A 13,863-nucleotide genomic window follows, 5' to 3' on the forward strand; every position below is an offset into this window, starting at 1 on the left:
CGTGATTTTTAAATCATATACATGCCGCCATTGACATGTAACGTTTCACCAGAAATGTAGCTGGCCTCGTCAGAGGCTAAAAATGCAACAGCGCTGGCGATTTCTTTAGCATCCCCAAGCCGGTTAGCTGGTACTTGGGCTAAAATGCCTGCGCGTTGATCATCCGTCAACGTCCTAGTCATGTCCGTCTCAATAAAGCCAGGTGCCACAACGTTGACAGTAATGCCACGTGAAGCCACCTCACGCGCCAAAGACTTGCTAAAACCTATAACTCCAGCTTTAGCTGCCGCGTAGTTAACCTGCCCCGCATTGCCCATTGTCCCAACAACAGACCCTATGGTGATGATACGGCCAAATCGCTTTTTCATCATAGCGCGCATTACCGCTTTTGACAGACGGAATACGGAAGTCAGATTCGTGTCAATAATATCCTGCCACTCATCATCCTTCATACGCATCAGCAGGTTATCACGCGTAATACCAGCATTATTAACTAAAATATCGACTTCGCCAAATTCCGCACGAATCGTTGCCAGTACTGTGTCGATCGAAGTGGGATCCACAACGTTCAACATTAAACCTTTTCCGTTCTCACCCAAGTAGGCGCTAATAGCTTCAGCGCCCTTCTCACTGGTCGCGGTACCAATAACACAAGCACCGCGTTCAACCAATAATTCTGCAATAGCGCGACCAATACCACGGCTTGCGCCAGTGACCAGTGCAATTTTTCCTTCGAAGCTCATGTTACCCTCTTTCTTAGTGTTCAAGCGCACTGTTCAGCGTGACAACATCGTTGACTGCCGCTGCAGCCAATGAATCAACGATACGCTTAGTCAGGCCGGTCAATACTTTACCTGGCCCAATCTCTAACAGCAGTTCAACACCTTCAGCTGCAATAAATTCAACACTTTCAGTCCAACGTACCGGATTATACAACTGACGGACCAATGCGCTACGGATAGCGGCTGGGGACACCTCAGCTTTCACATCTACGTTGTTAACCACCGGGAAGAGCGGCTCCTGAAAATCAATTTTCTCAAGTGCGACTGCCAGCTTGTCGGCCGCAGGTTTCATTAGCGCACAATGGGAAGGCACACTGACAGGCAATGGCAAAGCCCGCTTTGCGCCAGCGGCTTTACATGCTGCGCCAGCACGTTCGACAGCGTCTTTGTTGCCAGCAATAACCACCTGACCGGGTGAGTTAAAGTTTACCGGTGACACGACCTGGTCCTGTGCTGATTCTTCACAAGCTTTGGCAATGGATTCATTATCCAAACCAATAATGGCATACATGGCACCGGTACCTTCAGGTACCGCCTCCTGCATGAGTTTCCCACGCAGTTCAACCAAGCTGACGGCCTGTTTAAAATCCAGAACGCCGGCACAAACCAACGCTGAATATTCACCCAAACTATGACCAGCCATCAGTGATGGCAATTTGCCCCCCTGATGCTGCCAGATACGCCAAATTGCCACAGATGCTGTCAGCAATGCGGGTTGCGTCTGCCACGTTTTATTCAGCTCTTCTGCTGGGCCTTGTTGTACCAATTGCCAGAGATCATAGCCCAGTACAGACGACGCCTCACTGAAGGTCGCTTCAACTATCGGAAATTGTGCGGCCAAATCGGCCAGCATGCCGAGGGACTGAGAACCCTGGCCTGGAAATACCATTGCAAATTTCGACATTTTGCATTCCTGTTACATCAAAAAACGGCCGGTTAAATCAAAAACGAACCAGTGCAGAGCCCCAGGTAAATCCACCGCCAAACGCCTCAAGCAGTACCAACTGCCCACGTTGAATTCGCCCATCTCGCACCGCTTCATCGAATGCCGAAGGCACTGATGCCGCGGAGGTGTTCCCATGACGATCAAGCGTGATCACCACTTTATCCATCCCCATGCCTAACTTTTTAGCCGTAGCGCTAATAATACGCAGGTTAGCCTGATGTGGCACCAACCAATCGAGCGCAGTGCGATCCAGATTATTAGCCTGCAATGTTTCATCCACAATGTGGGCCAGCTCCGTTACCGCAACTTTAAAAACTTCATTGCCTGCCATCGTGACATAGGCAGGTTGGTCCTGCTGACGGTCTGGATACGGTAAAGCGAGCAACTCGCCATAACGACCATCAGCATGTAAATGTGTAGACATAATACCTGGTTGCTCAGATGGGCCAAGCACCACCGCGCCAGCGCCATCGCCAAACAGAATGATCGTACCACGATCTTCTGGATCCAATGCACGAGACAACACATCTGACCCAATAACAATGGCATGCTTGACCGCACCACTCTTAACATACTGGTCAGCAACACTCAGCGCATAGGTAAAACCCGCGCAAGCCGCAGCCAAATCAAAAGAAGCTGCATCTTTGATACCGAGCATTCGCTGCACCTGGCAAGCCGAGCTTGGGAAAGCATGGCTTGAAGAGGTAGTCGCGACGATAATCAACCCGATATCGTTCTTATCAATACCGGCCATTTCCAGCGCTTTTTCTGCCGCTTGGAAACCCATAGTCGCGACTGTTTCGTCAAGGCCTGCAATACGCCGCTCACGGATCCCCGTACGAGTGACAATCCACTCATCCGATGTATCCACCATTTTTTCTAAATCAGCATTGCTGCGCACTTGTACGGGCAGATAACTCCCCGTACCGAGAATCTTAGTATACATGTACGATCAGTCACTCTTGGGTAATACCGCTTCAAGGCGCGCGGCAATCCGTTCAGGAACTTGCCGCTGCACCGCCTGCACTGCCTGCTCGATAGCTACGGCGAATGCGCGTTGATTCGCTGCGCCGTGACTCTTAATTACAATACCTCGTAATCCTAGCAGACATGCGCCATTATACTGGTCGGGATTCAAATGACCGAACCGCTTTGCCACACGTTTTTGCAGCCAGCGCCCGATGAGCTTAAGCCACCAAGACTGTTTGCTGCCTTCGCCCGATGGTTTGAGCAGTGATAAAAACATTCTTATCACACCTTCCATGGTCTTGAGGGTGACGTTACCCACGAAGCCGTCACAAACCATTACATCAGTCTTACCTGTAAGTAAATCATTGCCTTCCAGATAACCAATATAGTTGATCGCCGGTGTATTTTTTAATACTGCGGCGGCTTCGCGGATATTATCTAAGCCCTTGTTTTCCTCTTCGCCGATATTTAGCAAAGCAACGCGAGGCTCGACTATCCCAACGACTTCTTCTGCCATCACTGAACCCATGACAGCAAATTGCACCAGCATTGTGCTATCGCACTCAACGTTTGCCCCTAAATCCAGCACCACGGTTTTGCTACGCCGTTGATTGGGGATAACCGTCATTAACGCCGGACGCGCGATGCCTTCCAATGGCTTAATCATCATCTTTGCCAACCCCATCAACGCACCGGTATTCCCTGCACTGACACAGGCCGCGGCTTCACCGTTTTTAACAAGCTCCAAGGCAACACGCATGGAAGTACCACGGCTGGCGCGAATCGCTTGTGAAGGTTTAGCATCGCTGGCAATAACATGCTCAGCAGGGATGACCTGCAACCGCTCCAGCAACAAAGAATTGGCATTAGCAAGTAACGGAATGATGGTGTCGGGGTTCCCGACCAGCAGGAGTTTAAGCTGTGGATTAGAGGCCAGTGCCTGCAATGAAGCAGGCACTGTGACGCAGGGACCAAAGTCCCCGCCCATTGCATCTAACGCTAGGGTCAGACAAGCCAAGGTATCGCCTTGCTAAAGATTAGCAAGTACTACTCAGCCGATGACCTTGCGGCCACGATAGAAACCGTCAGCTGTGATGTGGTGACGCAGGTGAGTTTCACCGGAAGTTTTGTCCACAGACAGAGTGGCAGTGGTCAGTGCATCGTGTGAACGGCGCATGCCACGTTTGGAACGAGTTGGTTTGTTCTGTTGTACGGCCATTGACCTTACTCCTTAATTACTTTTCTTTAAACTGGCTAATACGGCAAATGGATTGGGTTTCTCTACCTCTGCAGGCAGTTTACCGAATACCATGTCCGCCTCGGACACTTCACAGTGTTCAGAATCATGTACCGGAACGACAGGCAGTGAAAGAATAATTTCGTCTTCAATCATAGCCAGCAGATCGACTTCACCAAATTCATCGACTTCGATCGGCTCGTACGCTTCCGGTAATGCTTCAGCCTGCTCATCATTGACGATCGGGCTAAAACAATACGTTGTATGAACATGGTGTGCAAACGTGCCATTACAGCGCTGACACATCAATGTTACATCGACGTCTGCATGACCTGTAATAACCGCCAGACGCTGATTATCAATATTAAACGATAATGAGGCCACGACATCGCTGTCCACACTTACCACTGAGTCGGCCACTCGTGTAACCTGCTCAGGCGAATAGATACCTGCGTAATCTAAACGTTTCTGAGCGGTACGGACCGCATCAATGGTCAGGGGTAATTTTACCTTTTGCATAGGGCGCGCATATTAACTTTGTAACGACATAGAGTCAAAGAAAAAGGCCGTTTTACTGCACCTTTCACCAATATTCGCTTCCGAAGCGGCGAACAGTTTAAGATGCCTGATTAAATTACGCCATGGTTTATGGAAAATATTATGCCGCAACTGGTTCTTGCTTCAACATCTTCATATCGCCGTGCCTTGCTGGAAAAGCTCCAGTTACCCTTTATTACTGATGCCCCTGAAACCGATGAAACCCCACACGCTGGGGAGTCAGCAGAAGCGCTGGTACAACGGTTAGCATCAGCGAAAGCACAGGCACTGGCTGGGCGTTATCCACAACATTTAATCATCGGCTCAGATCAGGTCTGTGTGATTGATGGCAAAATAACCGGCAAGCCCCTTCAATATTCAAATGCCGTGAAACAATTGCAGCAGGCAAGTGGCCAATGTGTCACTTTTTATACTGGACTCGCACTGCTGAATACGGCAAATAACAGTATTAATTGTACATGTGAAACCTTTGATGTTTATTTCCGTACACTGAGCCAAGCAGAAATAGACGGTTATTTACTACGGGAGCAACCCTGGAATTGTGCGGGAAGTTTTAAAAGTGAAGGTTTAGGTATCACATTGTTTGAACGTTTAGCCGGGCGCGATCCGAATACGCTAATCGGGTTACCTTTAATTGCCCTTACCCAAATGCTGATTGAGCAAGGCATGAATCCCCTGACTGTAAACTAGCCGAATTGTAAACCAATCGAATTGTAAACCACCCGATTTGTAAAAACAGTCGAATAAAAACGGGACACATATGGTGCACCCCGCCTTCTATTATCATCTTTAGCTGTAACAGATTAAGCCGTAACAGATTATTTTACGGTTGCGTGCTTACGTAAAGCCAGCAAACAGTGGCGCAACTGGTTATCCAATGGTGCTTCGATCCGCATCGTCTCGCCGGTATTGGGATGTTCAAAACGTAGTGCAGCGGCATGGAGGAATAAACGATGCAGCCCAGTACCTTGTAATTGTTGATCAAACTCACGATCACCGTAACGGTCATCAAAGGCGATCGGGTGGCCTGCATGTAATGCATGGACACGGATTTGATGCGTCCGGCCAGTCACCGGGCTGGCTTTAACCAGCGTGGCATGTTCGAAACGCTCTTCGACTTTAAAGCGTGTTTCTGAGGGTTTGCCTTCACTGCTAACCTTCACGACCCGTTCACCGCTTTGCATAATATTCTTCAGCAAAGGGGCCTGAATTGCTTTGCAGTGAGACTGCCATTGGCCCCGGACCAACGCCAGATAGTCTTTCTGCATACTCTTTAAGCGTAATTGTTCGTGCAAGGAGCGCAATGCTGAGCGCTTTTTAGCGACCAATAAGACACCCGATGTATCACGGTCTAAACGATGAACAAGTTCCAAGAAGCGGGCTTCAGGGCGCAATGCACGCAATCCCTCAATAACACCGAAGCTCAAACCACTGCCTCCATGCACCGCTGTCCCTGAAGGCTTATTTAGTACCAACAAGTAATCATCTTCAAATAAGATGCAATCAGCCAACGCGGCCACTTTATCCAGTTTGGCGGATACCTGCACCTCTTCTCGTTCTGCCACACGTACCGGTGGTACGCGCACCACATCACCGTCAGCCAGTTTATACTCTGGCTTAATGCGCCCTTTATTAACGCGAACCTCACCTTTACGCACGATGCGATAGATCATACTTTTTGGCACACCTTTCAATTTGGCGAGTAAAAAGTTATCGATCCGCTGACCGGCTTCATCGGCAGAGATGGTGATTAATTGCACTACTGGATTATTCGTTTTCATGGTGCGCGATTCTAAATACACCGAGGAATTAGCGCCACCCCTTTTTCTGTGCTTAACTGTCAATCTGGCTATTAGAGGATAACGTTTGCGTACTTTTGTTGTTTAATATGACAACGATAGCCGCCAACACTGTGAATACAGTAAAAGAATCTTTACGTAGACAGATAAAGTCATCTTGCTATATCAGTGTCAGCAATGGAATAATGCTACAAATTCTACGTTGATTCTCGTTAGACCAAGAGACTTGTGGAATAATAAACTTTGCCTGATCACACAAAAACGCGGCAATGGCGTAAGACGTAATGTGAAATCAAGCAATTAGCGGGCTGCGGGTTGCAGCTTGGCCGGCAAGTGGGTAAAGCTCTGTTGTCTTAAATTCAGAAGCTGCCCTTTATATAAAAGCGCTGTTTTTCAGAACGAAACACAGGCTTACCGAAATAATGCGCCCCTATGCAGGCGACAACCGTGAGGTTGACGGCTTAGCTAGAAGACTCGGGGCCATCGGTTTATCCGGTCATGAGGTTATTTTGCCCGCAGTTCTAACGCCAATGTAAAAATAACGAGTAAGTTAAAGATGAAAAGAATGTTGATTAACGCAACTCAGCAAGAAGAGTTGCGTGTTGCCCTTGTAGATGGACAGCGGCTGTATGATCTGGATATTGAAAGCCCAGGCCATGAACAGAAAAAAGCGAATATTTATAAAGGTAAAATCACCCGAATTGAACCTAGTCTGGAAGCCGCTTTTGTTGATTATGGCGCGGAACGACATGGTTTTCTTCCATTAAAAGAAATCTCTCGCGAGTACTTCCCCAATAATTACTCTTCCCATGGCCGCCCAAACATCAAAGATGTTTTACGTGAAGGTCAGGAAGTTATTGTTCAGGTTGATAAAGAAGAACGCGGCAATAAAGGTGCTGCATTAACCACTTTCATTAGTCTGGCTGGCAGCTATTTGGTTCTGATGCCAAACAACCCACGTGCTGGTGGTATTTCTCGCCGCATCGAAGGTGATGACCGCACCGAGCTGAAAGAAGCCCTATCCTCCCTGCAATTACCTGATGGCATGGGTCTGATTGTCCGAACTGCGGGTGTGGGCAAATCTGCTGACGCACTACAATGGGACTTGTCATTCCGCCTGAAACACTGGGATGCGATTAAAAAAGCGGCTGAAGGTCGCCCTGCGCCCTTCTTAATCCATCAGGAAAGTAACGTTATCGTTCGTGCTTTCCGTGATTACCTACGCCCAGACATCGGCGAAATCCTGATTGATAATCCGAAGGTTCTCGAACTGGCAAAAGAGCATATTGCAGCCCTTGGTCGCCCGGATTTCAGCAGCAAAATCAAACTGTATAGCGGTGAAATTCCGTTATTCAGTCATTACCAAATTGAATCGCAGATTGAATCTGCCTTCCAACGTGAAGTGCGTTTGCCTTCCGGTGGCTCTATCGTTATCGACACAACCGAAGCGCTGACGGCGATTGATATCAACTCAGCCCGAGCCACGCGTGGTGGTGATATCGAAGAGACCGCGTTTAATACCAACCTTGAAGCCGCTGACGAAATTGCTCGCCAATTACGTTTGCGTGACCTCGGTGGTCTGATCGTTATCGACTTTATTGATATGACCCCAGTACGCCATCAACGTGAAGTTGAAAACCGCTTACGCGATGCCGTCCGTCAGGACCGTGCCCGTATCCAGATTGGTCGTATCTCGCGCTTTGGTTTGCTGGAAATGTCCCGTCAGCGCCTCAGCCCATCGCTGGGTGAATCCAGTCACCACGTCTGCCCACGTTGTAGTGGTACCGGCACCGTACGTGACAATGAATCGCTGTCACTTTCTATTCTGCGCTTGATTGAAGAAGAAGCGCTGAAAGAGAACACCCATGAAGTTCACGCCATCGTGCCGGTACAAATTGCATCGTACCTGTTGAACGAAAAACGTGAATCAGTGAACGCCATTGAGAAGCGTCAAGGTGGTGTCCGTGCCGTGATCGTGCCAAACGATCAGATGCAAACACCGCACTACTCTGTTCTGCGCGTACGCAAAGGCGAAGAAGTCCCATCTCTCAGCTATCTATTGCCACAACTGCACGAAGCAGAAATGGCTCAACCGCTGGAAGAAGCCACAATTGAACGTAAGCGCCCAGAACAACCGGCATTGGCCACCTTCTCTCTGCCAACAGAAGTGCCACCAGAGGAGGCCCCTACAGTAACCAAGGCCAAACCTGTGGTTGCAACACCAGCAGCGGTTAACACTGCAGTGGAGCAACCAGGCTTCTTTAGCCGCTTGTTCAGTGGCTTAAAAAATATGTTTGGTGCTTCCGCTGAAGCAGAAGTGCAACCCGCTGAAGTGGTAAAAACCGACGCTAGCGAAAATCGCCGTAATGATCGCCGCAACCCTCGCCGCCAGAATAATGGCCGTAAAGAGCGCAATGATCGTACACCACGCGAAGGCCGTGATAACGCCAACCGCGATGGCATTACTCGTGATAATGCTAATCGTGATAATGCCAATCGCGACAACAGTGGCCGCGATAATACTAACCGCGACAACGTCAATCGTGAAGGCCGCGAGGATCAACGCCGCAGCAATAGACGCCCTGCTCAACCAACGGCGACATCGCAAGGGCAAACTGAGGTTGTTGAAGCCGACAAAGCGCAACAACGTGAAGAACAACCACAGCGCCGTGGTGACCGCCAGCGTCGTCGTCAGGATGAGAAGCGTCAGGCACCACAAGAAATCAAAGTAGATGTTGCAGAAGTCGCTGTTATAGAAGAGGTACAACCTGAGCAAGAAGAACGCCAACAGGTTATGCAACGTCGTCAGCGTCGCCAGTTGAATCAGAAAGTCCGTATTCAATCTGCAAATGATGAACTGAATACGTTGGAATCTCCTGTAAGTGCACCTGTCGCGCAGGTGGTGGTGGCTGAAGTACAGGAAGAAGTGAAGTTACTGCCACAAGTTACGGCTCAAACTGATGATGACGGAGCTAATGACCGTACTACCAATAATGAAAATGGTATGCCACGTCGTTCCCGTCGTTCACCACGCCATCTTCGTGTCAGTGGTCAACGCCGTCGCCGTTATCGTGATGAACGTTACCCGGCACAATCGGCCATGCCTCTGGCAGGGGCTTTTGCCTCACCAGAAATGGCATCCGGTAAAGTGTGGGTTCGTTATCCGGTAACGCCAGTCGGTGAACAGGTTGTCGTTGAACAAACAGCCATCGTCGAGCAGGTCAGTGTAGAGAGTATTGTCACTGAGCAATTGCCTGTAGAGCAGGGACAAAACACCGTTGCAGTACAAGAGTCGAGTACAACTCCAGCGGTTATGACAACTACAGCGGTTATGACAACTACAGCGGTTATTACACCGCCATCTGTTATTACAACACCAGCCGTTGCTATTGCCACCTCAACGGTAACACTGGCCCCACAACACAAACCGGGGGGTTCTTCATCTTCGGCTGCTGCAGTTCCAGGCCGTGCACCTATCGCTGCTGCAGTGCCTGTCGTTGCTGAAACGGCTGCTGCTGAAACGGTTGTTGCTACAACTGAAGCCGCTATTGATACGGTGGTGGCTGCTGTGGAACCGGTTGTTACAGAAGAACCGAATGTCACAGAACAGGTCGTTGCCGAGCCAGCTATTGAGACTGCTCCTGTCGAAGAAACAGCATCGGTTGTAGACATTACGCCAGCAGTTGAATCAACGCCTACGCTCGAAGATACGGCTGTTATAGTCGCTGCGACAGTGGTTAACACTACGCTAGAAACTGCGTCAACCGTACAAAATGATATTGCTGAAGAGGCAATAGCTGAAGAAGCGATAGTTGAAGAAAGAATAGTTAACGAGGCAAACGTTTCTGAAACTGTGGTTGAAGAGACAGCAATAGCAGAACCTGCAGTTAAAGACATTGTTACGCAGGAGACCACTATTAAACAGGGGACCATTGCTGAACCAACGGTTGAAACCACTATAGTTACTGATGTGGTTGCGGTAGCCAAACAACCGGCGGTTGCGCATCCGGAAGGCGTAGTATTCAAACACTTCGCCTCAGCGCCGATGACCAAAGCGCCAGCCCCTGATTACGCACCTGAATCAACAACCAAAGGTCACTGGGAGCGTCCAGCCTTTGATTTCTCAGGTAAAGGCTCTGCTGGGGGGCATGCTGCGGCCACTCAGGCAACTGCACCCGCGACCAAACCGCAATCTGTTGAATAACCGCAGTATTGCAACGAAAAAACCCGCCATTTAGGCGGGTTTGAGGTTATTGACAAAGTGCCCGCGACGGAGAGAACAGGCAGATCGTAAAGACGCCGTAAATACATCCATGTAGGCTCGAGCCGCGCCATCCTTGGCGCGGACTCTTTACTCCTCTGCCTATCCTCACCGTTCAAGATCGCGTCATCGGGGTTTGTCAGCAGTCTGAAACGGGCCAAGCCCGTCTCTTTGATTCTGCTCAACCACAAGGATTGCCAACAGAGCCTATTTATCATCCAATTGGTTGATAACAATCCGGTTATTCGCATCAAGAATTGATGCTTTGGCACGAATTTTTGCTTCTAACTGGTCAATCATTGCTTTGTTATCAAAGCGCTCTTTTTGGCGAACCCCGTCTTCGTAAAAACCACTGTGGTTACGGGCACCAGTGACACCAATCGTCGAAACCAACGCTTCTCCCGGACCATTAACCACACAACCGATGATAGAAACATCCATTGGCGTAATCAGGTCTTCTAGCCGTTGTTCCAAGGCATTCACCGTCCCAATAACGTCAAATTCTTGACGAGAACAGGTTGGACAAGCGATGAAATTAATCCCACGAGCACGAATACGCAGTGATTTAAGAATATCGAAGCCTACTTTTACTTCTTCTACTGGATCTGCGGCCAAAGAGATCCGCAAAGTATCGCCAATACCTTCCGATAACAGCAAACCTAATCCAATCGCAGATTTGACCGAACCACTGCGCGCACCACCCGCTTCAGTGATCCCTAAATGCAAAGGATTATTAATTTGTTTCGCTAGCAAACGATAGGAATTGACAGCCAGGAAGACATCGGAGGCTTTAACACTAACTTTAAACTGATCGAAATTGAGACGATCAAGGATATCGACATGACGCATCGCGGATTCAAGCAGGGCTTCTGGTGTAGGTTCACCATATTTCTCCTGAATATCTTTTTCCAGCGAGCCGCCATTGATACCAATACGAATAGGGATATTGTGGTCACGTGCACAGGCAACAACTTCACGAATACGTGATTCATTACCAATATTACCGGGGTTGATCCGCAAACAATCAACGCCATACTCAGCCACTTTCAAGGCGATACGGTAATCAAAATGAATGTCTGCTACTAGCGGAACAGTAGACTGCTGCTTGATCAATTTAAATGCTTCAGCCGCATCCATGGTCGGTATCGAGACCCGCACGATATCTACACCGACACGCTCCAATGCTTTAATTTGGGCTACAGTGGCATCCACATCCGTGGTTTTGGTATTGGTCATTGATTGCACAGCAATAGGTGCGCCATCACCAATAGGCACTTTACCGACGTAAATCCGGGTCGATTTACGCCGAATAATAGGGGATCCGTTATGCATTACATACTCTCCTTTACGGTCGTGTAGTTCTTACAACATGATATTTGTCAAAACCATCATAGTGTTTACCAAAACTACAATGGTACATGTCAAAACCATCATTCTACTCTACACCGACAGTCAGGCGGGCTACGCGATTAGCCTTAATAAACTTACTTAAATCTACCGGGTTACCCTGATACGAAATCGTCAGAGCACCGGGTGCACCGATAGTCAGCTTATAGGGAGCTTTACCGGCCAGGTTAAGGACCGCGCCCCCTTTTTGAATACCACTAAACAGCGTTTTGCCAGTTGCATCGACAACCTGCAACCAACAATCTGCTGTAAAATTCATCACCAACGCCCCCACAGATGACGCACTACCACTTACCCCAGCGTCTGCTGTAGGTAATGGCGGTTGGCCTGTGGTCATGCCAGGTTGCGGTACCTGACTTGGGGAAACGGCCGCTGACGCAGCCCCCTCCTGATCCGTTGTGGTTACGGTATTTGCATTCGCCGTGTCTACAGGTTCGGTACTATTTTTTTTTGGAACTGAACTTGTTGTTGGAACTGAATTAGTTATTGCCGAAGCTGAATGATTTGTCAGTGGTACTGGCTGACCATTGGCTACCGGTGCCGGGGCATCTGTTGGCGCAATAGCATCGCTGTTATCATCAGTTAGCGGCACAGGTTGCCCGCCATTTTGTGACAGTTGGGCAGAAGATTGATCAACCATATTGGCAATCTCTGCTTGCTGTGCCTGATGATTTTGCCACCACCATGCTCCGGTCAGACCTAGCACAACCAACACAATAAGCCAGGTGAAACTCATCAACCAGCCATCACGTTTTTTGTGTTTTTTACCCAATGAAAAACTTTGCATTGGGGCAACTTTTGCCGCTCTGACTGGCGCTTGTTTTTCCAAAATAGGCAATAATTCATCTTCAGGAAGATGAACCAGCTTGGCGTAAGAACGAATGTAACCACGGTGGAATGTCGAGGCGAGATTAGCTTGCGCGTTATCCTCCTCAATATCACGGATTGTGGATACTTTCAGACACAGACGTTCTGCAACAGTCTGCTGGGTTAGCCCTAATAACTCGCGGGCTTGACGCAGGCGCACACCTGGCGTCTCTGTAACAGTTTGATCTTGGGAGGCTTCAGTATTCATTAGCTAGAAAATGCTGGTACTGTTTGGATTGTGGAAAACTTCGCGCAAGCTGCTTGCCATAGCGTTGTACACTATCTTGACGGCCTGCCAGCGCGGCGAAACGAATTTGTAACCATAAACTCTCAGCACTGGCTGGAAGCGTATGTTGGTAAACATCCAGTAATAGTTGCGCTTGTGCGCGATTACCTTCCCCAAAATGCCTTTGGGCTTCCGCAAGCAGAGGCTCGCCTTTATCCGGATCATACTTCAACGCCCGGCTCAACAAGACCCGAGCTTGTTTATCCTGATTAGCCCGTAAAAAGCAATAACCTGCGTTTTCCAGACTATCAGCAACCTGACCGTAATCAGGTAGCAATGCCGCAGCACTAAACTGTTGTTGCGCCGATACATACTGCCCTAAACTACACAGAAACGCACCGTAATTATTCAGTACAGTGCCATTTCCCGGAGCCAGTTTCATTGCTTGTTGATAACGCTGCTCTGCGGCACTGTTTTCACCGATACGTTGCGCATAAAATGCCATCCCTAATTGAGTGCGATAATCCTGTGGATCCGCCTCTACCGCTTTTTCAAGGTTCTTCCGCGCGGCATTAAGATCGCCTTGTGCCAAATACGCTAAACCCAGTTGTAAGCGTGTCTGCCCTGCAACTGCCTGACTTGTGTTCTCCGGTGGTGTACCGGAGCACCCTGCCAATACACTTACGACCAGACAAACTCTCCACAGTTTTATCAGCTTCATGCTTTCTCAATTGTCCTTATATATGCAGATCAGCACCAAATTCTGGCTCTCATGTTATTCTCATTACTGGTTTTTAGCCACCTTTCCGCG

The 13,863-nt window shown here is 48.9% G+C and carries 12 protein-coding genes and 1 pseudogene; 2 read left to right on the plus strand and 11 right to left on the minus strand.

The genetic code is table 11. From position 1 onward, the window contains the following. Nucleotides 1-8: 8 nt before the first annotated feature. The 6 genes from fabG to yceD are packed head-to-tail and all read right to left on the minus strand — an operon-like array spanning nucleotide 9 to nucleotide 4,453. Nucleotides 9-743 (minus strand): 3-oxoacyl-ACP reductase FabG, encoded by a 735-nt coding sequence (fabG, locus tag AC971_RS03645; RefSeq protein WP_002210935.1) that lies wholly within the window; start codon nucleotides 741-743, stop codon nucleotides 9-11. A gap of 13 nt (nucleotides 744-756) precedes the next feature. After that, nucleotides 757-1,686, minus strand: coding sequence for an ACP S-malonyltransferase (fabD, locus tag AC971_RS03650; RefSeq protein ID WP_025384211.1), 930 nt, complete (start codon nucleotides 1,684-1,686; stop codon nucleotides 757-759). A 37-nt stretch (nucleotides 1,687-1,723) separates the two neighbouring features. Next, nucleotides 1,724-2,674: a beta-ketoacyl-ACP synthase III gene (locus tag AC971_RS03655; RefSeq protein WP_025384212.1), complete on the minus strand. Its 951-nt coding sequence runs from the start codon at nucleotides 2,672-2,674 to the stop codon at nucleotides 1,724-1,726. A gap of 6 nt (nucleotides 2,675-2,680) precedes the next feature. Beyond that, entirely contained in the window at nucleotides 2,681-3,715 is a 1,035-nt protein-coding gene (plsX, locus tag AC971_RS03660; protein ID WP_025384213.1) for a phosphate acyltransferase PlsX, read from the minus strand. A gap of 33 nt (nucleotides 3,716-3,748) precedes the next feature. Further along, complete coding sequence (gene rpmF, locus AC971_RS03665; RefSeq protein ID WP_002210931.1) at nucleotides 3,749-3,916, minus strand: 50S ribosomal protein L32; 168 nt, start codon at nucleotides 3,914-3,916, stop codon at nucleotides 3,749-3,751. A gap of 12 nt (nucleotides 3,917-3,928) precedes the next feature. Continuing rightward, on the minus strand, nucleotides 3,929-4,453 hold the full coding sequence (yceD, locus tag AC971_RS03670; protein ID WP_002210930.1) for a 23S rRNA accumulation protein YceD: 525 nt from the start codon (nucleotides 4,451-4,453) through the stop codon (nucleotides 3,929-3,931). A gap of 141 nt (nucleotides 4,454-4,594) precedes the next feature. Between yceD and AC971_RS03675 the strand changes: the two genes are divergently transcribed. Continuing rightward, entirely contained in the window at nucleotides 4,595-5,182 is a 588-nt protein-coding gene (locus AC971_RS03675) for a Maf family protein (RefSeq protein ID WP_025384214.1), read from the plus strand. Nucleotides 5,183-5,310: 128 nt separating this feature from the next. Here the strand turns inward: AC971_RS03675 and rluC are convergent, their stop codons facing one another. After that, on the minus strand, nucleotides 5,311-6,273 hold the full coding sequence (gene rluC, locus AC971_RS03680) for a 23S rRNA pseudouridine(955/2504/2580) synthase RluC (protein ID WP_038402731.1): 963 nt from the start codon (nucleotides 6,271-6,273) through the stop codon (nucleotides 5,311-5,313). A 574-nt stretch (nucleotides 6,274-6,847) separates the two neighbouring features. Between rluC and rne the strand changes: the two genes are divergently transcribed. Beyond that, complete coding sequence (rne, locus tag AC971_RS03685; protein ID WP_081761351.1) at nucleotides 6,848-10,495, plus strand: ribonuclease E; 3,648 nt, start codon at nucleotides 6,848-6,850, stop codon at nucleotides 10,493-10,495. A 33-nt stretch (nucleotides 10,496-10,528) separates the two neighbouring features. Here rne and AC971_RS25010 read toward each other — a convergent pair. From AC971_RS25010 to pilW, 4 genes and pseudogenes are all read right to left on the minus strand, one after another. Then, nucleotides 10,529-10,606, minus strand: a pseudogene (locus AC971_RS25010) (gluconate 5-dehydrogenase); the annotation flags it as partial. A gap of 153 nt (nucleotides 10,607-10,759) precedes the next feature. Next, nucleotides 10,760-11,884 (minus strand): flavodoxin-dependent (E)-4-hydroxy-3-methylbut-2-enyl-diphosphate synthase, encoded by a 1,125-nt coding sequence (gene ispG / locus AC971_RS03690; protein WP_025380850.1) that lies wholly within the window; start codon nucleotides 11,882-11,884, stop codon nucleotides 10,760-10,762. 103 nt (nucleotides 11,885-11,987) lie between these two features. Beyond that, on the minus strand, nucleotides 11,988-13,034 hold the full coding sequence (gene rodZ, locus AC971_RS03695; protein ID WP_025380851.1) for a cytoskeleton protein RodZ: 1,047 nt from the start codon (nucleotides 13,032-13,034) through the stop codon (nucleotides 11,988-11,990). Beyond that, nucleotides 13,024-13,773, minus strand: a complete 750-nt coding sequence (gene pilW, locus AC971_RS03700) for a type IV pilus biogenesis/stability protein PilW (RefSeq protein ID WP_025380852.1) — start codon at nucleotides 13,771-13,773, stop codon at nucleotides 13,024-13,026. Before pilW ends, rodZ begins: the two co-directional genes overlap by 11 nt. Nucleotides 13,774-13,863 lie beyond the last annotated feature (90 nt).

Source organism: Yersinia similis (assembly GCF_001053095.1).
GTDB classification, from domain to species: domain Bacteria; phylum Pseudomonadota; class Gammaproteobacteria; order Enterobacterales; family Enterobacteriaceae; genus Yersinia; species Yersinia similis.